The 26,767-nt window shown below is 35.5% G+C and carries 22 protein-coding genes and 1 other annotated feature; of the genes, 17 read left to right on the plus strand and 5 right to left on the minus strand.

Annotation, left to right across the window (positions count from 1 at the left end; all coding sequences use genetic code 11):
* The first annotated feature begins 44 nt into the window (after nucleotides 1-44).
* Nucleotides 45-370 (plus strand) — a binding site (T-box leader).
* 81 nt (nucleotides 371-451) lie between these two features.
* Nucleotides 452-1,714, plus strand: coding sequence for a tyrosine--tRNA ligase (tyrS, locus tag J2S06_RS00565; RefSeq protein ID WP_419150969.1), 1,263 nt, complete (start codon nucleotides 452-454; stop codon nucleotides 1,712-1,714).
* A gap of 171 nt (nucleotides 1,715-1,885) precedes the next feature.
* On the opposite strand, the gene katA is transcribed toward tyrS, so the two are convergent.
* On the minus strand, nucleotides 1,886-3,349 hold the full coding sequence (gene katA, locus J2S06_RS00570) for a catalase KatA (RefSeq protein ID WP_419150970.1): 1,464 nt from the start codon (nucleotides 3,347-3,349) through the stop codon (nucleotides 1,886-1,888).
* A gap of 668 nt (nucleotides 3,350-4,017) precedes the next feature.
* Here katA and J2S06_RS00575 point away from each other — a divergent pair.
* Entirely contained in the window at nucleotides 4,018-5,730 is a 1,713-nt protein-coding gene (locus tag J2S06_RS00575) for a methyl-accepting chemotaxis protein (protein WP_419150971.1), read from the plus strand.
* A 119-nt stretch (nucleotides 5,731-5,849) separates the two neighbouring features.
* Here J2S06_RS00575 and rpsD read toward each other — a convergent pair whose 3' ends face one another.
* A complete protein-coding gene (gene rpsD, locus J2S06_RS00580) occupies nucleotides 5,850-6,452 on the minus strand; it encodes a 30S ribosomal protein S4 (RefSeq protein ID WP_044893385.1) in 603 nt (200 codons plus the stop codon).
* A gap of 406 nt (nucleotides 6,453-6,858) precedes the next feature.
* Between rpsD and J2S06_RS00585 the strand changes: the two genes are divergently transcribed.
* Both J2S06_RS00585 and refZ read left to right on the plus strand, forming a co-directional pair.
* Nucleotides 6,859-8,667, plus strand: a complete 1,809-nt coding sequence (locus J2S06_RS00585) for a sensor domain-containing diguanylate cyclase (RefSeq protein WP_419150972.1) — start codon at nucleotides 6,859-6,861, stop codon at nucleotides 8,665-8,667.
* Nucleotides 8,668-9,076: 409 nt separating this feature from the next.
* On the plus strand, nucleotides 9,077-9,712 hold the full coding sequence (gene refZ / locus J2S06_RS00590; RefSeq protein ID WP_419150973.1) for a forespore capture DNA-binding protein RefZ: 636 nt from the start codon (nucleotides 9,077-9,079) through the stop codon (nucleotides 9,710-9,712).
* Here the strand turns inward: refZ and hisJ are convergent.
* Nucleotides 9,707-10,510 (minus strand): histidinol-phosphatase HisJ, encoded by an 804-nt coding sequence (gene hisJ, locus J2S06_RS00595; RefSeq protein ID WP_419150974.1) that lies wholly within the window; start codon nucleotides 10,508-10,510, stop codon nucleotides 9,707-9,709. The two genes, refZ and hisJ, sit on opposite strands and share 6 nt — an antisense overlap.
* A 290-nt stretch (nucleotides 10,511-10,800) precedes the next feature.
* Here hisJ and ezrA point away from each other — a divergent pair, with 290 nt between their 5' ends.
* Complete coding sequence (ezrA, locus tag J2S06_RS00600) at nucleotides 10,801-12,504, plus strand: septation ring formation regulator EzrA (protein ID WP_419150975.1); 1,704 nt, start codon at nucleotides 10,801-10,803, stop codon at nucleotides 12,502-12,504.
* A 35-nt stretch (nucleotides 12,505-12,539) separates the two neighbouring features.
* Here ezrA and brnQ read toward each other — a convergent pair whose 3' ends face one another.
* Nucleotides 12,540-13,868, minus strand: coding sequence for a branched-chain amino acid transport system II carrier protein (gene brnQ / locus J2S06_RS00605; protein WP_419150976.1), 1,329 nt, complete (start codon nucleotides 13,866-13,868; stop codon nucleotides 12,540-12,542).
* A gap of 341 nt (nucleotides 13,869-14,209) precedes the next feature.
* Between brnQ and J2S06_RS00610 the strand changes: the two genes are divergently transcribed.
* From J2S06_RS00610 to mbcS, 4 genes are all read left to right on the plus strand, one after another.
* Nucleotides 14,210-15,355, plus strand: coding sequence for a cysteine desulfurase family protein (locus J2S06_RS00610; RefSeq protein WP_419150977.1), 1,146 nt, complete (start codon nucleotides 14,210-14,212; stop codon nucleotides 15,353-15,355).
* Nucleotides 15,356-15,358: 3 nt separating this feature from the next.
* Nucleotides 15,359-16,570, plus strand: a complete 1,212-nt coding sequence (gene thiI, locus J2S06_RS00615) for a tRNA uracil 4-sulfurtransferase ThiI (protein WP_419150978.1) — start codon at nucleotides 15,359-15,361, stop codon at nucleotides 16,568-16,570.
* A gap of 92 nt (nucleotides 16,571-16,662) precedes the next feature.
* Nucleotides 16,663-16,884: a small, acid-soluble spore protein, alpha/beta type gene (locus J2S06_RS00620; protein ID WP_419150979.1), complete on the plus strand. Its 222-nt coding sequence runs from the start codon at nucleotides 16,663-16,665 to the stop codon at nucleotides 16,882-16,884.
* 170 nt (nucleotides 16,885-17,054) lie between these two features.
* Nucleotides 17,055-18,638 (plus strand): acyl-CoA synthetase MbcS, encoded by a 1,584-nt coding sequence (gene mbcS / locus J2S06_RS00625; RefSeq protein WP_419150980.1) that lies wholly within the window; start codon nucleotides 17,055-17,057, stop codon nucleotides 18,636-18,638.
* 70 nt (nucleotides 18,639-18,708) lie between these two features.
* Here mbcS and J2S06_RS00630 read toward each other — a convergent pair whose 3' ends face one another.
* Entirely contained in the window at nucleotides 18,709-19,509 is an 801-nt protein-coding gene (locus J2S06_RS00630) for an NAD kinase (protein ID WP_044893395.1), read from the minus strand.
* A gap of 117 nt (nucleotides 19,510-19,626) precedes the next feature.
* On the opposite strand from J2S06_RS00630, the gene sppA reads away from it, so the two are divergent.
* From sppA to J2S06_RS00670, 8 genes are all read left to right on the plus strand, one after another.
* Complete coding sequence (gene sppA, locus J2S06_RS00635) at nucleotides 19,627-20,628, plus strand: signal peptide peptidase SppA (RefSeq protein ID WP_419150981.1); 1,002 nt, start codon at nucleotides 19,627-19,629, stop codon at nucleotides 20,626-20,628.
* Between the two features lie 33 nt (nucleotides 20,629-20,661).
* Nucleotides 20,662-21,144: an RDD family protein gene (locus J2S06_RS00640; protein WP_419150982.1), complete on the plus strand. Its 483-nt coding sequence runs from the start codon at nucleotides 20,662-20,664 to the stop codon at nucleotides 21,142-21,144.
* A gap of 73 nt (nucleotides 21,145-21,217) precedes the next feature.
* Nucleotides 21,218-21,919, plus strand: a complete 702-nt coding sequence (locus J2S06_RS00645; protein ID WP_419150983.1) for a DUF2953 domain-containing protein — start codon at nucleotides 21,218-21,220, stop codon at nucleotides 21,917-21,919.
* Nucleotides 21,920-21,934: 15 nt separating this feature from the next.
* Nucleotides 21,935-22,390, plus strand: coding sequence for a GerW family sporulation protein (ytfJ, locus tag J2S06_RS00650; protein WP_419151437.1), 456 nt, complete (start codon nucleotides 21,935-21,937; stop codon nucleotides 22,388-22,390).
* Between the two features lie 154 nt (nucleotides 22,391-22,544).
* Nucleotides 22,545-23,045, plus strand: coding sequence for a thiol peroxidase (gene tpx / locus J2S06_RS00655; RefSeq protein WP_044893467.1), 501 nt, complete (start codon nucleotides 22,545-22,547; stop codon nucleotides 23,043-23,045).
* 247 nt (nucleotides 23,046-23,292) lie between these two features.
* Nucleotides 23,293-24,285, plus strand: coding sequence for a class I SAM-dependent methyltransferase (locus tag J2S06_RS00660; protein ID WP_419150984.1), 993 nt, complete (start codon nucleotides 23,293-23,295; stop codon nucleotides 24,283-24,285).
* A gap of 228 nt (nucleotides 24,286-24,513) precedes the next feature.
* The gene (locus J2S06_RS00665; protein ID WP_419150985.1) at nucleotides 24,514-25,704 is read left to right on the plus strand and encodes an acetate kinase; all 1,191 of its coding nucleotides are present in this window, start codon (nucleotides 24,514-24,516) and stop codon (nucleotides 25,702-25,704) included.
* A gap of 200 nt (nucleotides 25,705-25,904) precedes the next feature.
* A complete protein-coding gene (locus J2S06_RS00670) occupies nucleotides 25,905-26,747 on the plus strand; it encodes an EcsC family protein (RefSeq protein WP_419150986.1) in 843 nt (280 codons plus the stop codon).
* The last annotated feature ends 20 nt before the right edge of the window (nucleotides 26,748-26,767 follow it).

The raw sequence follows: 26,767 nt of genomic DNA on the forward strand, positions 1-26,767 counted from the left end.
AGAGAATTTAATTTATGTTAAATATGCAATAGAAAAAGAGAATACGTTTAGCGATGATTGGAATGAGTAGTGGTCACCTCCCTGTTTAAGAGAGCTGATGGCTGGTGCGAATCAGCACATAGGTGTTTCATGAATTACGTCCATGAGCATTCTTTGCGAACGGTATTTCAATAAATGAAGGCGCTGCGACTCTTTTGAAACGAAATGATTTATCAGATAAAATTTACTCCCTTGTCTGATAAAGAGCTAGGCGGCTTGAGTAAGATGTGAACTCATTAGCAAAGGACGGCAATCTGCCGTTATCTTGATGAAGTGAAGAACACACGTGTGTTCTTAAGTAGGGTGGTACCGCGTTTTAAACGTCCCTTCATGAGAAGGGGCGTTTTATTTATCTTAAGGGGAATTATATTTGAAAAAGCTATGTCATTCATTTTGAAAGGAGCGATATTCATTGAATCAGTTATTGGAAGATTTAAAATTTCGGGGGCTAATAAATCAAGTGACAGATGAAGAAGGTTTGGAAAAGCTTTTATCAGAAGAAAAGATTAAGCTATATTGCGGCTTTGACCCAACAGCGGATAGTCTCCACATCGGGCATTTGCTGCCAATATTGATGCTGAAGCGATTTCAAGAAGCTGGACATCATCCTATTGCATTAGTAGGTGGTGGAACTGGTTTAATTGGAGATCCAAGCGGAAAAAAAGCTGAGCGTTCCTTAAATGAAAAAGTAGTTGTGAAAGAATGGTCCAATCGAATTAAAGAACAGCTTTCTCGCTTTTTAGACTTTGAAAGCGATGAAAATCCAGCTATGATTGCTAATAACTATGAATGGCTCGGTTCACTTGATGTCATTCAATTTCTACGTGATATTGGGAAAAACTTTGGCTTGAACTATATGCTAGCAAAAGAAACGGTTCAATCTCGAATCGAAACAGGTATTTCCTTTACAGAATTTAGTTACATGATTTTACAATCATACGACTTTTTAAAACTATACCAAACGCAAAATTGTAAGCTGCAAATTGGCGGTAGTGACCAATGGGGCAACATTACAGCTGGATTAGAATTAATTCGGAAAACGGAAGAAGATGCAAAAGCATACGGTTTAACCCTTCCGTTAGTTACGAAAGCGGATGGAACAAAATTTGGTAAAACAGAAGGCGGTGCTGTATGGTTAGATAAAGAAAAAACAACCCCTTATGAGTTTTATCAATTTTGGATTAATACGGATGATCGTGATGTCATTAAGTACTTAAAATATTTTACGTTTCTTTCCAAAGAAGAAATTGAAGAGCTTGAACAAGAAGTTCAAACAGCTCCTGAAAAACGAGCAGCCCAAAAACGTTTAGCGGAAGAAGTGACGAAGCTTGTTCATGGCGAAGAAGCGTTAAAGCAAGCGATCAAAATTTCACAAGCACTCTTTAGCGGAAGCATTCAACAATTGTCTGCAGAAGAAATTAGACAAGGCTTTAAAGATGTTCCGTCATTCGAATTAAAAGAAGAAGGGATTGGCTTAATCGATTTATTAGTTCAAGCGAATATTTCTCCATCAAAGCGTCAAGCACGGGAAGATATTTCGAATGGTGCCATTTACATTAATGGAGAACGTCAGCAAAAACTTGAATATGTAATCTCAGAAAAAGATAAAATAGAAGGTCAATTTACAGTCATTCGCAGAGGGAAAAAGAAATATTTCTTAATTAAACATGTTTAAACAAAAGTGGCTGCCAGTGTCAGACTGTAGATACTTATGGCAGCCATTGGAACAATTATATTGGAAGTTGAGATGTTCTAAAAATAAGAATTAGGCTTGGATTTATTTGCATCCAAGCCTTGTTTTTATGCGAAATGGCAGTAAATTGCAGTGATTGTGTCTAAAAAGTGATTACCCTTTTTTCACTTCCTCTGGTACTTCAAGACCAAGACCTTCAGCAACACGTGTTCCGTATTCTGGATCAGCTTTGTAAAAATGAGAGATTTGACGAAGTTTAATTTCTTCTAATTCAACAGGTTTCATTGATTCGATGATGTTTTCGATTAGGCGTGTTTTTTCTTCCTCACTCATGAGACGATATAAATCACCCGCTTGAGTGTAGTGGTCATCATGATCGTATCGTGCATTTTCAGCAACACCAGATACTGGGAATGAAGCTTGTTTGGCTTCCGGAGTTTCTTTTGGACCTCCAAAGCTGTTTGGTTCATAGTATACGGAACGGCCTCCGTTGTCGTCAAAGCGCATAAATCCATCGCGTTGATAGTTGTTCACTTCTACTCTTGGACGATTGATTGGCAGTGAGTTATAGTTTGCTCCGATGCGATAGCGATGAGCATCGTGATAAGCGAATAGCCGTCCTTGTAGCATTTTATCTGGTGACACGTCTACTCCTGGAACAAGGTTACCAGGCGAGAAAGCAGCTTGTTCGACTTCTGCAAAGTAGTTTTCAGGGTTTTTGTTTAAGACTAATTTTCCGACCTCAATTAATGGATAGTCTTTATGCGACCAAACTTTTGTCACATCAAATGGATCCCATTTGTACGTATTGGCATCTTCAAGCGGCATCATTTGTACATAAAGTGTCCAAGAAGGATAATCTCCATTTTCAATTGCATTGAATAAATCCTCTGTATGGTAGTCAGGATTTTCTCCTGCAATTTTTAGTGCTGTTTTCGTATCAAGATTTTTCACACCTTGATCGGTTTTGAAATGATATTTAATCCAAACACTATCACCCTCTGCGTTCGTCCACTTAAAGGTGTGGCTGCCATACCCATTCATATGACGATATGTCGCCGGAATTCCTCTGTCACCCATTAAATATGTAACTTGGTGCAACGATTCCGGTGATAATGACCAAAAATCCCATACAGCTGTTGGATTTTTTAAATGTGTTCTTGGATCGCGTTTTTGTGTATGAATGAAATCAGGGAATTTAATCGCATCTCGAATAAAGAAAATCGGTGTATTATTTCCGACAATATCGTAGTTTCCTTCTTCTGTATAAAATTTCACGGCAAATCCACGAGGGTCACGAACGGTATCTGCAGAACCAAGTTCCCCAGCAACAGTTGAGAACCGTACAAAGACGGGTGTACGTTTACCAACACCGTTAAATACTTTCGCTTTCGTATATTTAGACATATCATTTGTTACTTCAAAATATCCGTGAGCGCCAGCACCTTTTGCATGGACGACACGTTCTGGAACACGTTCACGGTTAAAATGAGCTAATTTTTCTAAAAGATGTACATCTTGAATTAAAGTTGGCCCACGATGACCTGCTGTCATGGAATTTTGATTATCTCCTACTGGCGCTCCCCAACTTGTCGTTAATTTTTTGTTTTCTGACATGAACCATCACCTCTTCAAATTAATATAATAACGTTATTTAAATAATAACATCTTTTAAAATAAATTCAATACATTTTTATAATAATTTTAATCTATTATTGATAATCATTCTGGATACTAGGATGTAAAAGAAATTGCTTATAAGGGATTTTTAGCATACAGAAAAAATCGGTGGATGAATGGAGATGCAAAAAGATTTAGTAAATTTCCATTATATTACAAATAATAGTATTTAAGGATGAATTTGTCGAAAAAAGTTGAAAGTGTTATGTGAATTGGTATAATGTAACTCGTGATTGTGAAGTCACATACTGTATTAATAAGTTTATCGTAAAGGTTGAAAACTATGATTGTTTGATAGAAGACAGAGTAGCTGTTTCCTATTAAACAGTATATTGTTATAAATGAAAGAGTTTTGGTTTTTTTGTAAGGGTTCTGCAGAAGAACTAAGACGCTTTCTGTTTCTTGATAAAAAATCTAGGTACAGAAAGCGTCTTTTTTTAGGTTTATTTGTTAAAGTTCCATATAAAAAGGTAGGAGACTATAAAAAATGGGTATATTTGATATGGTTCATTTGATAAGGGAACGTTCATTTTTCAGTGATTTTCAGCCCTTTTGGAACACAGTAAATGATTTTTAAAAAACTTCAACAAAATGAGGAGGAATATATGAGAAACCGTAAGTTGAAATGGAAGTTAAATATAGGAACAAAGATCAATTTAATCGTTTTAGGAATTATCTTTTTCTTATCATTCGTAGTAGGTATTGTGGTAGTTCAGCAAGTCACCATTGGAATCAAACAATTTGCTGTTGAAAAATCAAAAGGGGATTTAAGTTTAGCCTATCGGTATATTGACAATAAATACCCCGGTGAGTGGACAATTAAAAATGGGAAATTATATAAAGGCTCTACTGTGATGAATGAAAATTTTGAGGTCGTTGATAAGATAGGAGAAGACACTGGGGACACGGTCACGATTTTTCAAGGAGAGACTCGAATATCAACAAATGTCATGAAAGATGGAGAACGGGCTATCGGAACACAAGCATCTTTAGAAGTAGTAAATGCTGTATTGAAGAGAGGAGAAAAATACTATGGGGAGGCGGAAGTTGTAGGTAATCGTTATCAAACGGCTTATATGCCCCTTAAAGACCGTAACGGAGAAGTAATCGGAATGTTGTATGTAGGAGCTTCCCAAAAAATTATCGATACAACTATAGCTTCATTTCTCAAAATATTCGCATTGGTGTTCATGGTGGCGATTCTCTTTTCAGTCTTGGCTACGTTATGGTTCACACGAAGGTTAAAGAAGAGATTAACGGCCATTTCCCATGCATTAGATATGGCAGGGAAAGGGAATTTCACGATGGACGTTGTAGATGATGCCGGAGATGAGCTAAGCGATCTTTCAAACAGCTATAATTCCATGAAAGAAAACTTGGGCAATATGATTCATGAAGTAATGCAAACATCTGAACAGCTTGCAGCTTCTTCGGAGGAACTATCTGCTGGTGCTGAACAAACAAGCAAGGCAGCGGAGCAAATAACAGAAGCGATTCAAGAAGTAGCAAATGGAGCTGAAACCCAAAAGGTACATGTAGAAGAAAGTGCAAAGTCTTTAGAAGAGATGACCGTAGGCATTCAACATATAGCCGAAAGCTCTTCATCCATTGCGGATTCAGGAACACAGTTAACAGAACAAGCTAAACGGGGCGAAGAATATGTGAGGAAGACCGCTCAACAAATAAATGCGATTCATCAATCTGTGGACATAAGCGGAGAAGTCATTGAATTGCTGGGGAAAAGGTCACAGGAAATAGATGAGATCACAAAGGTCATCACGGACATTGCCAATCAAACAAATGTATTGGCATTGAATGCAGCTATTGAAGCTGCACAGGCCGGTGAACATGGAAAAGGATTTGCGGTAGTGGCAGATGAAGTTCGTAAGCTTGCCGAGCAATCTCGTCAATCAGCCTCTCAAATTTCAGAGCTCATTAAAGAAATTCAAGTGGATATGGTACGTTCGATTGATTCAATTAACGAAGTGAAAGAAGATGTGCAGGATGGACTGGAAATAGTGGCGAAGACCGAGGAAAGTTTTCAAGAAATCCTTGATTCAATGGAGAACATAAGGGAAAAGATTGACGAAATGGCGGCAACGACGGAGCAAATATCAGCTAGTGCCCAAGAAGTAAGTGCAACAGTCGACGGCATCACGACCATTTCTAAGGAAACATCCATGCATTCCCAAAGTGTGGCAGCATCAACAGAAGAACAGCTGGCTTCCATGGAAGAGATCACAGCGTCAGCCAACTCCTTATCCAAAATGGCGATGAATTTACAAGAACTCATAAGTAAATTTAAAACAAATGAATAGGGTGCGATGTTTAGGTTTTATGCAAACATGTTTTTATACAAAGCGATAAAACACCCCCAAAAACCTTATTAAAATAAAGGTTTTTGGGGGGTTTTTTGTGGATTTTACTAAGCCGTTTATTAACGTGAGTAGAACTCAACGATTAAGGCTTCGTTAATTTCAGCAGGCAGTTCTGAGCGTTCAGGTAAGCGGTTATAAGTACCTTCAAGTTTTTCAGCATCGAAAGTTAAATATTCAGGAACGAAGTTGTTTGCTTCAACAGCTTCTTTAATAATTTGAAGGTTGCGAGATTTTTCACGCACAGAGATTGTTTGACCAGGTTTTACTTGGTAAGATGGAATGTCAACACGGCTACCATCAACTAAAATATGGCCATGGTTTACTAATTGGCGTGCTTGACGGCGTGTACGAGCTAAACCAAGACGATAAACTAGGTTATCAAGACGGGATTCTAAAAGAATCATAAAGTTTTCACCATGTTTACCAGCCATTTTGCCAGCTTTTACGAATGTGTTACGGAATTGGCGCTCATTTACACCGTACATATGACGAAGCTTTTGCTTTTCTTGTAATTGTAAACCATACTCAGAAAGCTTTTTGCGTTGGCCTGGACCGTGCTGGCCTGGTGCATAAGGACGTTTTTCAAGCTCTTTACCTGTTCCGCTTAAAGAAATGCCTAAACGGCGAGAAATTTTCCATGATGGACCTGTATAACGAGCCATAATGCTCCTCCTTTTGTATTTTATTGTTGTAAAATACAAACAGACTGACTCACACACGTTATGCTCATTTTGTTTTCATGTATCTTCGCTCTAGCAGCAGAGAGTTACACGATACACCTCTGAAAGTTTCAGAGGAACAAAATGAAATCATAACTGCTGAATCATAAGGCTGCAATATTTTACACAAAGTCCATTATAAAAATTATAAATATTGAAGTCAAGGTTATCATTTGAAAAAATTTGATAAGGAAGGAGAAGCTTCAATTTGACATAGAAGGTCGAAAAAACAATTGTCTAACTGTCATGAAAAAAATGACGCAATTTGTTTTTAGTATTTCCCTACAATCTATGCTATAATTCAGTATGTGAAAAATTAGGACAATTTTACTGTTTGTGGGTGATTAACATGTCAGAAAATTGTAAGCTGACAATATTAAAAGGGTTATTTTTTGACTATTTTACGTCAAATGAAAAAATTAAAAATTATCATGAATTTGTCTACTCTTTTTTATCGATCTTAAAACAAGAGCTCCAATTAGAAAAAGCAATGGTTTGGAAACGGATCACTAAACATACATATACACTCCAATATTCAACAGAACATAACTTTCAAAATAGAACGAGCCGTCACGTTTTTCCTCCCCAACCATTCATGATGAACAAAGATCAAAAGCGGGCCTATTTAATTAATGATCAAAGCCAATCAGGATCGACCGTTATAGAATTACATGGGATTCAAGCAATCATGGAGTATTCTTCTGAATGGGGAGAAAAATTGTCTCGTATTTGCTTTTCCTTCTTAGAAAGCGGATGGGAACTTTACCTTCAATACGTTCAAAAATCTCGTTTTAAAAAGCTGTTTATACTAACTGAAAAGCTTCATTCCTCTATGGATAAAGATCAAGTACTGAAGCAGCTTTGTGAATTTTTAAAGGATGTGTTTCCAGATTTAACGTTTCATTTATTTTTATCCCACGACTATGAACTTGACCATAAATTACCTGTAAAAGGCCTAGAGCAAGAATTAAATTCAAATCAAGAAGCAATGGCTGCCTTTATTTCTGGTACAATGCAGCAAAAAAAAGTAGGAAAGAGAAAATATTATTATGCTCCCATTATAGGAGTACAAGGTGTTTACGGGATTATTCAACTCATTGCACCTGCTTTTGATCATATAATCGATGAGGATTTAATGTTTTTAGAATTAGCTTCCAAAGCGGGGGGGAAGGCATTAGAAAATGCAAAGCTTTACGAACAGACGAAAAGGCTTGTAAATGATTTACAGCTAATTAACGAAACGACGCATAAGATTAATAAAGAACTTCGAATATCAGAAACGATGAAATATATGATTAAACAAATGACTAAGTCGTTTTCATCTGATGAAGCAGCATTTGTTTCTTTAAAAGACGATGGCGAATTGTCGATATTGCCAGGAAGTACGAAGTTTTTTCATACACCTAGCTCTAAGGTGTATATTCATTTTATCGAACAAAAAATTTGTGAGGAAAAAGATGGGATTTTTATTGGGGATATTTCTAATTATATTAAAACAGAATTGCCGTATCAGTCGTTAATGGCAGTTCCTATGGTTGAAAGTGAAAATATAATAGGGTTTGCTGTAGTTTTGCATAAAAATCCATATGCTTTCAGCTTTGATATGTATAAATTGATGCAATCGCTAATTTATCATTCTACTCTTGCTTTTATTAATGCAATGCTCCGAGAAGAGCTGGAGATGTTGGTGATTACGGACCAATTAACCAAATTATATTCAAGAAAATATTTGGATGAGGCTATTCAAGAATCGATTCAACAAGACCAGAAAGGTGTTTTTATTTTAGTCGATATCGATAATTTTAAGCAAATAAATGATACATATGGACATCAAGTTGGAGATGAAATTTTAAGACAAGTGGCCAATATTATTAAATCTAATATTCGTAAAGGGGATATCGCTTCACGATGGGGGGGAGAGGAACTAGCCATTTATTTACCAAGAGCAGACATGGAAACAGGACTAAGAGTAGCGGAACGTTTAGTTAAATCGGTCGAAAAATCGACAAATCCTAAAGCTACGATATCTTGTGGTGTTTCTTATTGGAATTTTAAAAGAAAAATATCAGCATCCCAATTGTTTAAACGTGCAGATGATGCTTTATATTTAGCTAAGAATCAAGGGAAAAATCGTGTCATTTCAGAATTAGAATTATAGACAAAAGTATATGACGATAGTGTCTGAATAGGCTTGAATGATCCAAATATTTACTCAGGGGACTGAGTTTTTTTATTTTGGCTGTTTTCGTAAACTTTGTCGATTGCTTGGACAGTTGAAAAAAGCTATGGTTGTAAAGCAACTATCTTTTAGAAAAGAGCCTTTATTTTAGGGGTTTCTGTTTAATAGAGGCTGCCCCATAAGTGTCTGACCTCATATTTTTCCAATCTCTGTTCGATATTGTGATTTCGGGGTTGACGCTTGGAATTTGGGACGGCCTCTTTTCTTTATAATCTATTTGACAAAATTCCAATGAATTGATTAAAAACTTGTCGAAAAGTTATAGAAGGATAAGCGTTACAATCGTTGAACATAAACAACATACCTTCTTTTTAAGGGGTGGAGATCAATGTCTAAAAACTCCAGCTTAACAAAACAAAAAATTATTGACGCCTCGATATTTTTGTTTAACTCAAAAGGATATTCAGGGACATCCGTCCGAGAAATTGCTAAAAAAGCGAATGTAAATGTCGCACACATTTCTTATTATTTTAAAGGAAAAGGCGGTTTATTGGAATTTTTAGTTTCTCAATTTTATGAACGGTATTTATCCATTATTGAAAACAATTTTCATCAGATTGAATGCTTATCAGCTAAGTCTTGTTTGAAGCAAATGATTTGGGATATTTTAAACTATCAACATGAAAACCGGCAGCTTGCGCGTGTTGTTTATCGAGAAATAACGATAGATTCCGTGTTAATTCGTGAAGTGATGACAACGTATTTAACAAAAGAAAAATATTTTTTGCGATTTGTTTTAGAAAAAGGACGTGACGACGGAGAATTTAACCCATTTTCCATCTCCCATATGATTATTCAGCTAAAAAGTTTGCTCAATATGCCTTTTCTTCAGCCGCAATATATTTCAGAAGTACTGCATATACAATTATTTGATGATTATTTTGTCAAGCAATACTTTCAAGAAATTATTTCTTGGCTGGAACAAGCGTTATTTAAACAAAAGGTCGAAAAAGTTGCCTTATAATATTGCCTTCAAAAAATCATCATAATTTGCTCCGACATCCTTCGCACTATGGGCATCTGATCCATAGACAAGAGGGATTTTTTGTTGTGTGGCCATTTGTATAATATTTTCAGGGGGATAAATTTCCCCACAATATTCCTTTCTTAGGCCAGCCACATTTACATCAAGCTCCATATCTCGTTTGGCCATTTCATGAAAAATTTTCTCAATCCAATAAAAATGACTGTTATTTTCCGGAAACAACTTTTGGAACTTGCGAACGAGTGTTAGATGGCCGAGCCTTTTAGGTTTATATAGACCTAAATCAGAAACTACTGCTTGCCATACTGTGTGAAAATATAATTGATAAACATTTGTCACTCCACCAGTTAAATGGATTAAGCGATCAAACGTTTCAGCATCAAAATCGAGACAATAGTATTTGTCTAAAGCTTTTAAAAAATGTACAGATAAAATCCCATCATCTAGCTCAGGACCGTAATCATTTAATAATTTTTCCGTCTCCTTTTCATATCCTGTAATAAAATCAACTTCCAAGCCGATTTTAATTTCAATATCATTTTTGAATTCACGTTTTAATTCTTTTAGCTGATGAATATAATCATCCAGCTTCTCAAGGGGCATTGCACTATCTTTTTCAGGAGTTGGGTCTATGAAACCTTCTGGCAACGGTGCGTGCTCCGTAAAGGAAATCGACTGAAAACCATTTTTTATTGCCTGCTCGATATAAAGAATAAAATCATCATTCGATCCGTGTGGACAAAATAATGTATGAACATGACCATCTATCTTCACCAATATCACCTCAGCCTTTTATGATTCAATAACCGATAAAACAAAAGAAATTAGTATTTTTGCAAAATTTTTAGAGATTTTGATTGAAAAAAATAAAAATTTTGGTCAAAAATTGTCGTTAACATGGTATCATAAAAACATTGAGAATAACATTTTTTTGAATGCATAACATTATTTTTTAATCATGTGAAATTAGTGTACGTAAAACGAACATTTTTATGTTTAAGATTTATATAATGAAAGACATTCCCTTTTTGACAAGAATGGTGGAACAGAGCAAGGGGGCTCTCATTATGGAAGTTGTAATTGGTTTAATTATATTGCTATTCTTTATATTTGGTATAGGATATATTTTTCGAAGAAATATATATAAAGAAATTGATCGATTAGAAGCTTGGAAAATTGAAATTATGAATAAGTCTATTATTGATGAGTTTACAAAAGTAAAAGAGTTAAAAATGACAGGGCAAACGGAGAAAATGTTTGAGCGATGGCGGAATGACTGGGATGAAATTATTACAGGCCAACTTCCAGAAGTTGAGGAATTACTTTTTGAAGCGGAAGAGTATGCAGATAAATATCGTTTTCAAAAATCGAAAAACACATTATTACATATTGAGTCGATTCTCAAAGAGGTCGAAAAACAAATCGATAGCATTATCGAAGAAATTAATGAATTAGTCTCATCAAAACAAAAAAACAGTGTTGAAAGTAAAGAAGCAAAAGAGCAGTTTAAACAGCTCAAAAAAACATTAATTACACATGGGCACGTTTTCGGCAAAGCACAAAAGAAGCTTGAGGGAGAACTTGATGAAATCGCAAATAGTATGAAACAATTTGATGAGGAAACAGATTCGGGCAATTATTTAAAGGCGAGAGATATTTTGACAGAACAAAAAAGCCAATTAAATCTTTTACAAATGAAGCTGGAAAATATTCCGAAACTTTTAAGTGAAATTCATTCGATTATACCTGGTGAACTGCAAGCACTTCAACAAGGCTATAAAGAAATGAAAGAAAAAGGGTACTTTTTAAGCCATATTGAATTAGATCAAGAATTAGAGCGAATACATAATAGTCTGACAAGTTATAAAGATCAGCTTGACCAAGCAAATATTGATGGTGTTCGAGCAGGTCTAGATGAGATTCATGAAACGATTGAAGAGCTTTATGATTTGCTGGAAAAAGAAGTTTATGCGAGTCAATTTGTTAAGATAGAAATTGGAGCATTTGGGGAAAAATTGAATGACTTGCTTGAGAAAAAAAAGGAAACAAAAGAAGAAACGGACCTTGTCAAGCAAAGCTATCAGTTGTCGGAGCAAGACATTGAAAAGCTGCGGGAAATTGACAAGAGATTAAATCTACTAGAAAAGCAGTATCAACAAATTGTATCAGAGCTTGAACAATCCCATATCGCTCATACGGTATTAAAAGAAGAATTAGAGGAATTGAACCGACAGCTAGAAGAAACGAAAGCTCAACATGAAAATTACCGCCAAATGCTTTATACACTAAGGAAAGATGAGTTAAGGGCTAGAGAACAAGTCAATGATTTAAAGAGAGTGATGCAAGATATCAAACGCTCGATACAAAAGAGCAATATACCTGGTCTTCCAGTTCGATTTTTGGATAAAGTACAAGCTGCTCAAGATTCGCTTGACAAAATTGTCTTGAAATTAGAGGAAGTCCCTCTTAATATGAGTGCTGTTCAACAAGATTTAGAGGATGCCGTCCGTGTTATTGAGAACTTAAAAGAAGAAACAGAGGAAATGATCGAACAAGTATATTTAGTTGAAAAAGTGATTCAATATGGAAATCGATATCGTAGTAGCCATAAATGGTTAGCTCGTAAATTAAATGAAGCAGAGGAGCTTTTTCGAAATTATGAATACGGCAAGTCCTTAGAGGAGGCAGCAGCAGCTATTGAAGAAATTGAACCAGGTGCTATTGAAAAAATTCAAGCAATCATAACAGAAGAATTAAAAGAAAAACAATGAAAGAGGCAGTTCATGTTGAATTGCCTCTTTTTTATTTACAGTTGTGATGGAATTGTTCGGATGAGCGATCTGATATATCCGATGATTGCCCCGACGATTGCAGGTAAGAGCCAACCAACTCCCAAGTCGAAGAGAGGAAGAAAGCCAAATATTTCGTTTATAACAGAAATTTGAATATTCGCTGCTTTTAGTCCATCTACAATGCTTACAATTCCTGTAAAGAAAAGGCTATATCCATAAACTTGACGGTTTCCTTTAAAGGCGTTGTGTAAAAAAGATAAGCCAATTAAAACGATCGCTAATGGATAAATTGCAACTAAAATCGGAATAGAAAATTTTATTAATTGAGTAAGGCCAACATTTGCAATAATTCCGCTAAAGATCGATAAGATGAAAACGGCGTTTTTGTATGTTATCGGTAATACCTTTTTAAAAAATGCGGCACAAGATGATACAAGACCGATGCTTGTTGTTAAACAAGCAAATGTAATCGCAAGTCCTAAAATAAATTTTCCGAAATTTCCGAATAAGTAATGAGCTGATGCAGATAAAATCGCTCCACCATTCTCCTTTGGACCAATTGCTTCAATACTTGTTGACCCTAAATAACCTAATGATAAATAAACAAGCGCTAAGCCAATGGCTGCAATCATTCCTGCTTGAATAGAAACTTTCGCAATCTCTTTGTGGCTTGTTACACCTTTTTCTTTAATCGCATTCATCACAACAATGCCAAATACTAATGCCGCAATTGTATCCATCGTTAAATATCCTTCTAAAAACCCTTTAAAGAAAGGAATGTTTATATAATCCCCTTGAGCTGATTGTAGTGAACCTAAAGGATCTATTATCGCTTTAATGAAAAGTAACGCTAAAACAGAAATAAGCATAGGGGTTAACCATTTTCCAATGCGGTCAACAAGTTTACTCGGATTTAAAGAAAGAAAATAGGTGATTCCAAAGAACACAATGGTATAAATAAATAGTGCAATTCCGTATTTTTCAGAAGTTTCTGGCATAAAAGGAAGAACTCCGATTTCATAGGCAACAGTTCCTGTTCTAGGAATACCGAATAAAGGTCCAAGAGTTAAATACATAACAAATGTAAAAATAATGCTGAAATTAGGATGTACTCGATTGGCTAAACCTTGTAAATCACTGCCAGACAAGCCGATGGCCACAACTCCCAACAAAGGTAATCCAACACCTGTTATTAAGAATCCGATAATAGCTGGAAGTAAATGTTCCCCAGCTGCTTGTCCTAATGCAGGTGGAAATATTAAATTTCCAGCACCTAAAAATAAGGCAAAAAGCATTAATCCGATTAAAAATATTTCTTTTGCTGTTAATTTTCCTGATGACATACGATATCCTCCTAAATGTAATAAAGAAAACTCGTGTGAACCGAGCCATTTAGTATAGAAGAGAGCGCAGCCAGACTTTTACGACTACGTCCATTGCACTTCTCTTTTGTAAGTTATCCTTTTTTTGAGTAAAAAAAGAATAATCTGAAAAAATATTAATGAATTCGTTTACATGCTAACATATTTATGAAAAAATTTGTCGAAAAAAATAAAAGTTTAAATAATGTTTATTTTCTGATTTCCTCCTTCTTTTTTTGAGAATTGTTTCTTTCTCATTCTAACTGTTTATGTTAATATATTTGATTGCATAGTGTAAAAAATACACGAAGGAGCCAAATCACATGCTTTATCTAGATAATAGCGCAACAACAAAGCCTTATCCCGAAGTGATTAATACGTTTCAACAAGTTTCGGAAAAATTTTTTGGTAACCCTTCTTCAATCCATCAATTAGGAGTGCAAGCTGAACAACTATTATCAAAAGCAAGAAAGCAAGTTGCTCATTTACTTGGGGTATATGATCATGAAATTATATTTACATCAGGTGCAACAGAGGGAAATAATATGGCAATAAAAGGAGCCGCATTTGCCCTTCAGGAAAAAGGGAAGCATTTGATTACAACTACGATTGAGCATCCTTCTGTAAGTGAAGCGTTTAAACAGCTTGAAGAGCATTTTGGCTTTTCTGTCACCTATGTTCCAGTTGATCAAAACGGCTTTGTGTCAGTTGAACAAATTCAAAGAGCCATTAAAGAAGATACAATATTAGTGTCAGTCATGCATGTTAATAATGAAATAGGAGCCATTCAGCCGATCGAAAAAATTGGGGAAATGCTTGAAAAATATCCAAATATATTGTTCCATGTAGACTATGTACAAGGTGTGTGTAAAGTTCCATTAAATATAAAAAATGCAAACATTGATTTATGTACGATATCGGGACATAAATTTCATGCATTAAACGGAACAGGTGTTTTATATGTAAGAGAGAAAACACCGCTTGTCCCTCTTTTTTCAGGTGGATCTCAAGAGTATGAGCTTAGATCAGGTACGGAAAGCTTAGCCGGAGCGGTTGCGCTGGCAAAAGGGTTAAGACTTGCAAAAGAAGACTATCAACAAAATCTTCAACAACTAATAAAAACAAAAGAGCTAATCATCAATCGAATAAATAATTGGGATGAAGTTGTTGTCAACACACCGCAACATTCTGCTCCACATATTATTAATTTTTCCGTTCCAGGTATAAAAGCAGAAGTGCTTGTCCATATGTTGGAAGAGCATGATATTTATGTTTCAACCACTTCTGCCTGCTCTTCTAGGAAAAAATTAGCGAGCAAAACACTATTAGCGATGGGGAAACCGCAGCATGTTTCGGAAAGTTCTATCCGGGTAAGTCTTTCCTATAAGCAATCAGAACATGATATTGATTATTTTTTAACAGTACTTGAACAATCTATAGAAAAATTAAAAAATGTAATGGGGTTATAAAAAATGCAATATGATCACATTTTAATAAGGTATGGAGAAATATCGTTAAAAGGAAAAAACCGTAATCAATTTGTAGAACAGTTAAAGCGTAATGTGAAACAAATGCTTCGCAGCTTTAAAGGATTGGAATATATCGCTAATCATGATCGTTTTTTTATTAAACTAAATGGAGAAAGTGGGTTAGATGTAGCTGAAAAGCTGAAACTTGTATTTGGAATTCAATCGTTTAGTTTAGCAATTAAAACAGAGAGTGAATTACAATCCATTAAAGATACAGCTTTAGAAGCAGTTAAGCAATTATATAAAAGTGGCGATACTTTTAAAGTGTCAGCTAAACGGGCCGATAAAACGTTTCCGTTAACTTCTGACCAATTAAATTATGAGATTGGCCGTCATATTTTAATTCATACAGAAAATTTGACTGTAAATGTTCACGAGCCGACGATTCATGTGCGCGTGGAAGTTCGACAAGGAGCAACCTATATTATGTGCAAGGATTTTAAAGGGGCAGGCGGACTTCCAGTTGGTTCAAGCGGAAAAGCGATGCTCATGATTTCAGGAGGTATTGATAGTCCTGTTGCCGGTTATTTATCAATGAAAAGAGGATTAAAAATCGAAGCCATTCATTTCTTCAGTCCTCCTTATACAAATGAACGTGCGAAACAGAAGGTTATTGACCTTATCGAGAAATTAACTGAATATGGAGGAGATATTACATTACACATCGTTCCGTTTACGAAAATTCAAGAGACCATTCAAAAAAATATATTAAATAATTATACTATGACTTCAACACGGCGGATGATGTTAAAAATTGCTGATCAATTAAGACAAAAACGCAATGCACTGGCAATTGTTACAGGGGAAAGTTTAGGGCAAGTGGCCAGTCAAACGCTTGAAAGTATATTTACAATTAATGAAGTAACTTCTACACCTATATTAAGACCGCTAATTGCCATGGATAAAAATGAAATCATAGAAATCGCTAAACAAATTGATACATTTGATATTTCGAACCGCCCATATGAAGATTGCTGTACTATTTTCACACCATCGATGCCCAAAACAAAGCCTAAGGCAGATAAGGTTAAGAAATACGAAAGCTATGTTGACTTTGAACTGCTAATTCAAGAAGCGATTGAACAAACTGTGACCGTTACATTGCCTGATAAGAAAACACTAAACTTAGAAAAAGAAATGGATAAATTGTTGTAATCTTGTCCTTTTAGCGAAATAATTACCATAATTCATTTTGAATGAAGCCATGTGTTTTTTCACATTCTATACACACAAGGAGGTGAAAACACATGGCTCAACAATCTAATCGTTCAAATAATACAAACCAATTACTTGTACCAGGGGCCCAACAAGCGATTGACCAAATGAAATATGAAATCGCTTCTGAGTTTGGTGTCAACTTAGGACCTGAAACAACTTCTCGTGCAAACGGTTCAGTTGGTGGTGAAATTACGAAGCGCCTTGTTGCTTTAGCGCAGCAGCAATTAGGCGGCACTTTCCAACAACTATAAATAATAATGGCTATGGAGTAGGGATTGTTTCCCTGCTCTTTTTATATTTTTGGAAGGTTATATATAAAGAGAGGAGAGAGAAACATGGAGATTACAAAAATTGATTATTCAAAAATTTTAAAACATTATATATAATGAAAATGTATAAGTATTTGGGGGAGGAGAAATTTATGGTACAAGGATTAATTGCACCGGAGCGCTACAATTTAGTTGAGGAAATTCAATATTTTGCTCAGTCAAATCCAGAAAAGCTGGCATTAGTTTGGGAAAATGAAAAAGGAGAAAGTAAAGAGATCACATATGGCGAACTTATGAATCAAGCGAACCAAATTGGAAGCGCTTTAATTTCTGAGGGGATCAAACAAGGGGATAAAGTTTTAATCATGATTCCTAGATTAATTGAAGCTTACGCTACGTATATTGGCGCCTTAAAAGTAGGTATTGTTGTGATTCCATGCTCGGAAATGTTAAGAACAAAGGATTTACAATATCGAATTACCCATGGTGATGTAAAAGGTGTCGTTAGTTATATAGATTTTACCGAACAGTTTGACCCAATACAAGAATATGAACAATTAATCAAATTCTCAATAGGTGGAAGAGCTGAAGGATGGCTTTCAATGGAAGAAAAAATGGAAAGTGTAAGTGGAAATTTGCCAATAGCAGAAACTTCTAGGGATAGCCATGCCTTTTTATCTTATACATCTGGAACAACTGGAAATCCAAAAGGTGTCGTTCATACACATGGTTGGGCATATGCTCATCTTAGAACTGCGGCTAAAAATTGGCTATGTATTAGTGAAGAAGATAAAGTTTGGGCAACAGCAGGCCCTGGTTGGCAAAAATGGATCTGGAGTCCGTTTTTATCGGTTTTAGGTTCTGGAGCAACAGGATTTGTTTATCATGGACGTTTTGAACCGAAAAAATATTTACAGTTATTAGAACGCCAGCAAATCAATGTTCTTTGTTGTACACCAACAGAATATCGTTTAATGGCAAAAGTTGATCGGTTGTCTGATTATCATTTATCCTCCCTTCATAGTGCTGTCTCTGCCGGTGAACCGTTAAATCGAGAAGTGATTGATACGTTTCAAAAATATTTTAATGTTGAAGTTAGAGATGGATATGGCCAAACGGAAAATACTCTTCTTGTAGGGGTGCTAAAAGGGATGGAAATAAAACCTGGTTCAATGGGGAAACCAACACCAGGAAACATAGTTGAAATCATTGATGAGGAAGGTAATCCTTGCAAGCCGGGGGAAGTTGGAGATATTGCCGTACATGTATCAACACCAGCGCTGTTTAAAGAATATTATAAAGATCCAGAGCGCACAGCGATGCAGTTTAGAGGACAATATTATATTACTGGGGATCGGGCTCGAAAAGACGAGGATGGATACTTTTGGTTTGAAGGACGCGGCGATGATATTATTATAAGCTCTGGTTATACGATCGGCCCATTTGAGGTTGAAGATGCTCTTGTCAAACATCCTTCTGTAAAAGAGTGTGCAGTAGTAGCGAGCCCAGATGAAGTTAGGGGCCATGTTGTAAAAGCGTTTATCGTATTACAAGAAGGGGTCAATCCAGACGATCCGAATCTAATTCCGAACTTACAAGAACATGTTAAACAATTAACAGCCCCTTATAAATACCCTCGTAAAATTGAATTCGTTTCGGAACTGCCAAAAACAACATCAGGGAAAATTAGACGTGTAGAGCTAAGAAAACGTGAGTTGGAAAAAGCGAGCTCTTAACATTAGGAGTCTGGTCTATTAAATGGACCGGACTCTCTTTTTGTAAACAAAATGCTAATCATACAACTTCTTATAAAAACGTACGTTTTACCTTCTCCCAGAAAGAATTATGTTTTAGTTTTACCGTTTTAATTTTTTTATTGCTCAAGGATATTTCTATTTTTTCAACATGCCTGATACTTAATGCTTCATTATCCATGCCAATGACTGGATAGTCGTTGCCATCTTGGACAATTTTTAAAGTAAGCTTTCGATCGCCACTTAAAATGAATGATGATCCTAATGTTCTGTATTTATTGTTATTTAAGGAAGCAAGCTCACTTACTTGCATGCTTTCTAGCTTTGGATCCACAACAGAACCATTCACTGACTTATTATAGGCAGTACTACCTGTAGGGGTGGCAATAATCATGCCATCGCCACGAAACGTTTCAAAGTAGAGATCATCAATAAAAACATCAAGAACAAATGTTTTAATAATCCCAGATTTCACTGTACATTCATTTAAACAATGAAAATGTGCCTTTCCATCAATGATCACATCAATCGTCGGGTAGCGACGCACTTCAATTTTAGCTAATTTCATCGCCTCTACCATCTTTTCTTTTTGATCAATGTGAAAATCACAATATAAGCTCACGGTTCCTTCTGTGGAAATTCCTACATATAAGCAATCATCGCGGAAATTCGTTTTCCGAACCGCCTGTAAAAAAGCACCGTCACCACCGATGCTGACAATAATATTGGCTTTTTGATAATGATCTACAACTGTAAAATCATTTTCGATGGCAAGTTTAAATAATTCCGAAATTTTTGGCTTTAACGATTCTTCTTCTTTGTAAAAAAAGTAAACATTGCGGCGATGATCCATATTGGTCCTCCTTGTGAAATTTGGAAAGTTTCTCCACAAACTGCATAAATAGTGGTAAAATACTTATGTTGTTTCTAATTTTACCATACAACCTGAAAAATTGAGGAGGAATAACTTGTGAATGGAAAAAGATGGGCAGCTTTAGGTATTGCAGTAGTTTTATTTGTATTTTCGTCCATTATAAGTGTCACCACTTTTTTTGCAAACAATGCGAATAGCTTATCTGACCAATGGCTAGAAGATTCATTTTCGGAAGATATCATTGAAGATGGAATGCCGACAGAAAAAATTGCTGTTCTTGAAGTGAATGGTGTCATTCAAGATGTAGGAGAAGATGTTACATCATTATTTGAAAATGTAGGCTATCAACATCGCAAATTTTTACAAATGATTGAAGAAGCTGGAGAAGATCCGGCTGTTAAAGGAGTTATTTTAAAAATAAATTCTCCAGGTGGTGGGGTTGTTGAAAGTGCGGAAATCCATAAAAAATTACAAGAATTAAAAGAGAAGTATGAAAAACCTATTTATGTATCGATGGGAACTATGGCCGCTTCAGGTGGATACTACATTTCAACTGTAGCAACAAAAATCTTTGCTGCACCAGATACCATCACTGGCTCATTAGGGGTTATTATGCAAGGGATTAATTATAGTGAACTTGCCGAAAAGTATGGTGTGAAATTTGAAACGATTAAGAGCGGTCCATATAAAGACATCATGTCCCCAGCAAGAGAAATGACGGAAGAAGAGAGAGCCATATTACAGTCAATGGTTAATAATGCTTATGAAGGGTTTGTTCAAGTGATTAAAGACGGAAGAAACATGTCTGAAAGTGAAGTTCGCCATATTGCAGATGGGCGTATATATGATGGACGTCAAGCAAAAAAATTAAATCTTGTAGACGATTTAGCGTATTTTGAAGACGTGATTGAACACATGAAAAAAGATTTAAAATTGGAAAATCCACTTGTATTTCAATATAAGTCATCTGTTGGTATTAGTTCATTGTTAACAATGAGTGCAAATAAAATTTTCGCTGATGATATAGAATCAACTCTTATTTATAAATTTATTAGTCAGCCAAACTCTCCTCGACTTATGTACCTTTATGCAGAATAAGATTTAAAAAGGAAGGATTAGGAGGTGTATCAATTGGATGTTACCTTTGAAGACGTAAAAGAACAAAAATTAGAAGAAAGAGCCCCCGTTGGTGATGAAAAAAAGTATGATTTTGCCGGATTTTGGATGAGGTTTTGGGCGTATTTACTTGATTTAATTGTTATTGTCAGCATAAATGGCATAATCGTGAATCCCATTTTTCTGTTGTTTGATCTTTCGAAAACCTCTTTTATTTTTTCACCTAATCAAATTATCGGTGCGGTTATTTTCTTTTCATATTTTGTTTTGATGACAAAATATTTCGGGCAAACATTAGGAAAAATGGTATTCGGTTTACGTGTTATATCCTTGAATCGAGAAACCCTTACATGGAGTGATGTGTTATTTCGAGAATTAATCGGACGGTATATATCAAATAAGATTTGGATCGGCTATGTAATTGTTGCCTTTACAAGAAAAAAGCAAGGATTACATGACTTATTTACAGATACAACAGTTATTCATGAAGGTCGTTAAAACCTGTCGTAATGACAGGTTTATTTTTTTAGGAGGAGGACATAATGGTCACTGAAAGGAAGTGTAGGATTTCATGAACTGGATGGCTTGGTCACTCATCTTGCTCTTATTATTTTTCCTAATCCTTTTGTGTACTAAAGTTACCATTGTCTTTGATATTTATCATGACGGCGATCATGACCATTATCGAATAAAATTTAAAACATTTTTTGGATTGTTAAAATATTCGATCGATATTCCGTTCGTTAAGGTTGATAAACAAAAAGCACAAATTATTATGAAAGAAAATAAAAGAAAAGGGAAGAAAACAAATTTTGAACAAAAGAAAATGAAAAAAATAACAATCCAAGATATTTTCGACAGTTTGCATAACTTTAAAGAAATAGCGAGACATGTGGTTGGTTTACAAAAAATTATTCAACGATTTTTCAAACATGTTAACATTTGTTCGTTAGAATGGCACACGTATGTAGGGGGAGGGGATGCCGCTAAAACGGGTGTTGTGACAGGAGTGGCTTGGTCGATAAAAGGTTTAGTTTTACAATTGCTTACAAGGTATATGAAAGTAAAAAATCATCCGCATATCTCCATTACACCAGATTTTCAACAACCAACTTCCAAAATAACTTTCAATTGTATGATTTATTTTCGTTTAGGGTATGCTATTTTAACAGGATTACGTTTCGTTAAATATTGGATAGGGGGAAAACCAGTTCTAAGAAAAACAACATCCCCTCTTTTTATAAAAAATAAAAATAACGATCAGTCAGCTTAAGGGAGGCACAATATGATGAGTGAACATCCGATTCAAGGATTAATGAAAACGGCCATGGAAAATTTACAAGAAATGATTGATGTCAATACAATCATTGGTGATCCTGTGGAAACTCCTGATGGGAGCGTGATTTTAACCGTGTCCAAAGTTGGATTTGGTTTTGCGGCAGGTGGAAGTGAATTTCATACGTCATTAAATGAGAAAAAACATAGCAGCCAATATGGTGGCAGCACAACTAGTGAAAAAGGAAAATTGCCTTTCGGTGGAGGCAGCGGCGGTGGAGTATCTATTACTCCTATTGCTTTTTTAGTTGTTGGAACGAATGGAGTTAAAATGCTTCACCTAGATGAAAGTACACATCTTTATGAAAAAATTTTAGATTTAGCGCCGCAAACCATTGAAAAAATACAAGCTTTATTTAATAAAAATAAGGAAAATGACGATCGAAAAAAAGATGATTTAGATATTTAAGATTTTCCATTAAAAACTCGGTACAACCGAGTTTTCTTTTTTGATCAAGGAATAAAGAGGAGAAATTTATCATAATTGTTGGGATTTATTTTGCAATTTGGAAAAATACAAGATATAGTTACTATGAATACATTAAGAAGGAGGTAACATGACGATGGCAAATGTTACGTTCAAAGGAAAACCTGTAACGTTAGTTGGAAATGAAGTGAAGGTTGGAGATCAAGCACCTGATTTTAAAGTGCTAGCTAACGATTTATCTGAAGTTACACTTGCTGATTCCAAAGGCAAGGTTCGACTCATTTCTGTCGTCCCTTCTATTGATACCGGTGTATGTGATGCGCAAACACGTCGCTTTAATGAGGAAGCAGCAAAACTTGACAATGTTCAAATATTAACCATTAGTGTCGATCTTCCATTTGCACAAAAGCGCTGGTGTGGAGCAAATGGGATTGATAACGTACAAATGCTCTCAGACCATCGCGATGTGTCTTTTGGAGAAGCTTATGGTGTATTAATAAAAGAATTACGTTTGCTTGCACGTGCGATATTCGTTGTCGACAGCAATGATCAAGTGACATATGTAGAGTATGTAAGTGAAGTAACGGATCATCCAAACTACGAGGCAGCAATCGAAGCAGCTAAAAACGCTCAATAAACATGCTAAAAGGGCCAAAATAGGGCCCTTTTTATTTATATGAAGTTTTCGAAGGCACATAAAGCTCCGGGCGTTAGCGGTAATCAAACTTCCATATTTTCACATGAACCATGTCGACCGTCCTACTGAAATGATCCAGCTTTTACTCCTCGGTCCAAACGCCCTGTGCTTTTGTTCTAGCTTGCCAGTTTTATATATGAAGGTTAGAATGGAGAGATGGGATCTCTAATAAAGGAGAGGATCATCTATGCACAGTTCGACAAATGTTGAGAAATTGTTTACAGTTTTGGATGAGACAGCTGAAATCATCAAAAAGGAACTGGATTGTACATATATTGAATCGGTAGCTGAAACAGGGGAAAATTTATTCCATGGTGATGTTTTACAAGAATCCATTAGTGAAGTCAGTCGCAAAAAGCTTCTGAAACACTATCAAAATGCTCATTTAAATGTATATTCGAACGAAGAAATTAGGAAAGCTTACCAATTAGCCGTATTAAAAGGATTAAAAGAAGCATCCCATCCGAATCATCAAATGACCCCCGATACAGTTGGATTATTTTTAAGCTATTTAATCAACAAATTTGTAAAAGATCATAACAAAATACGATTACTTGATCCCGCAGTAGGTACCGGTAATTTATTAACTACTGTTTTAAATCATTTACATCATAAACAAATTCAAGCTAACGGCATCGATGTCGATGACCTACTTCTAAAATTAGCTTTAGTCGGTGCCAATTTGCAAAAGCATCCGATTGAGTTTTTTCATCAAGACAGCTTAGAGCCGTTATTCGTTGATCCAGTAGATATGACGATTTGTGATTTACCTGTTGGATATTATCCAAATGATGTTGGCGCACAAAAGTTTCAATTAAAGGCTGATGAAGGTCATTCTTATGCTCATCATTTATTTATCGAACAGAGCTTAAAATATACAAAACCAGGAGGGTATTTATTCTTCTTAATACCAAACAATCTTTTTGAGACGAAAGAAGCACCGAAACTGCACAAATTTATTAAAGAAAATGCCATTATACTAGGGCTATTGCAATTGCCTCTCTCTTTATTTAAAAAAGGTGACTTTGCGAAAAGTATATTTATATTGCAAAAGAAATCAAAACATGCTCAGCCGCCAAAACAAGCTTTATTAGTAGAGCTTCCGAAGTTTACTAATAAACGAGCGATGTCATCCATTATAAATCAAATAGATAAATGGTTTAAAGAAAATATGAATTAAGTGAATACATAAAGCCGCGTATGCGATTCGCACGCGGTTATTTTTTTAACTATCCAAATAAAAAGATTTATCAGAATAAAAAAATTTTTATTTGATAGCGATTACAATTCATTCTTTTACTTGAAATGTCCTAGGGACGGTGATTAAATGTAAAAAGTGAGAAAAGATTATCTTCCTATTGAGAACAATATAGGATAGGATTGATGGGATAAAAAGGAGCGTTACATCATGTCTAAAATATTAGCAATCAATGCAGGGAGTTCATCTTTAAAATTCCAACTTTTTGATATGCCTAGTGAAGAAGTACTAACAAAAGGCCTTGTTGAACGAATTGGATTAGAGAATTCAATTTTTAATATGACCGTTAATGGCGAAAAGAAAAAAGAAGTCATGGATATTGCTGATCATTCAGTTGCTGTACAACTTTTACTGCAAAAACTTACGGAATATGGAATTATTAAATCATTAGATGAAATTGAGGGAATTGGACACCGTGTTGTACATGGTGGTGAATTATTTAACGACTCCGTGTTAATTACGGAAGATACGTTGCAGAAAATAGAAGCTTTATCTGATTTAGCACCGCTTCACAACCCGGCAAATGTCATTGGAATAAAGGCCTTTCAAGATGTTTTGCCAAATGTACCAGCAGTTGCGGTTTTTGATACAGCCTTCCATCAAACAATGCCAGAGGAGTCTTATTTATATAGTTTGCCTTACGAATACTATGAAAAATACGGTATTCGCAAATACGGGTTCCACGGCACTTCTCATAAATATGTGACAGAGCGTGCAGCTGAATTATTAGGTCGGCCGATTGAACAGCTTCGTCTCATTTCTTGCCACTTAGGAAATGGTGCAAGTATCGCAGCGGTTGAAGGCGGTAAGTCCATCGACACTTCTATGGGATTTACACCACTTGAAGGAGTAGCGATGGGAACACGTTCAGGAAGTATTGACCCTGCGTTAATTCCATATATTATGCATAAAACAGGTCAAGATGCTGATGAAGTGATCAATGTATTAAATAAGAAAAGTGGTTTATTAGGCTTATCTGGATTATCTAGTGACCTACGTGATATTGAAGAAGCAGCAGAAAACGGTCACCCACGTGCCAAACTGGCATTACAAGTATTTGCTGATCGTATTCATAAATATATCGGTTCTTATGCGGCACGGATGTGTGGTGTTGATGCGATCATCTTTACAGCTGGTATAGGAGAAAATAGTGATGTTGTCCGTGAACGTGTTTTACGCGGATTAGAATTTATGGGTGTGTATTGGGATCCAGCTCTTAATAAAGTGCGCGGAAAAGAAGCATTCATTAATTATCCGCATTCACCAGTAAAAGTTATCGTCATTCCAACGAATGAAGAAGTCATGATTGCTAGAGATGTTGTGAGAATTGCTGGAATCTAAGTGGTTTTAGCCATTTTACTATAAAAAGTGGCACGGATCAAACCAAGACATAAATTTTTAAGCAACGATTTTCATGTAATGGATGCATGAAATAGTTGCTTTTTTCTTTTTGCGTTATGTTAATTTAAGAAAAAAGGCATGATATAATAAAAGAAATATGTGGATTTCAAGACGTATATTGGAAAGGGTGGCATGAAAGAGTGCTTACGAAAAGAGAAGAACAGCTTTTTCACGAGTTGTCTTCATGGGAACAAGACTTAATGGCCGATCATCGTTCAGATTTTGTGCGAACGTATCATCATTGGATTGAGCAGAGAATGAACGAGGTTCCAGTTGCGTTAAGAAAAAAAGTAGCTGAAAAGGTGGACCAAGCTTTTTTTTATATCCACTCCATTATCCAAAATTCTGATTGGCTAATGGAATCAAGAAAACGCCTTTTGAACAATGCTAGGCTTTATTCTGAAAACATTTCATCCATTCAAGATTTAAAAACATTATCCATTGATCATTTACATTATTTAGCTGAAATGGAAGTATCAAAACACCGTTTATATTCATTATTACAAGGAGCTGCAACGGGTACAGGAGGAGCTTTCTTTCTCGGGTTAGATTTACCTTCCCAGCTTGTGATTAATTTAAGAGCTGTACAAATGATTGCTATGAGCTATGGGAATGAAGTGAACGCGCCTTATGAAATGATGCTCGCCTTAAAAGTTTTCCATGCTTCTTTTATGCCACCACATTTAAAATATGAAGCGTGGGTTGATTTGAAAAAGGAAATAACCGAACCATTTGAAAACCCGTATTTTTACTATGGCAGTGATCAATTAGCGAATGAACAAACGATTGAAAATTTAATAAAACAAATCATGAAGCTTTTCGTTATGAAAATGTTGAAAAAGAAAAAAGTGCAGAATATACCGATATTTAGTGTGGCTTTAGGCGCTGGCATTAATTATCAGATGACAAAGGCTTGTACAACCTATGCTCATAAATTTTATCAATATCGTCTATTGCTGGAAAGGAAAAAGGATTTTACATAATCGAGGGAGCGTACAACTTT

It is taken from the genome of Bacillus alveayuensis (genome assembly GCA_030812955.1).
GTDB lineage: Bacteria > Bacillota > Bacilli > Bacillales > Aeribacillaceae > Bacillus_CB > Bacillus_CB alveayuensis.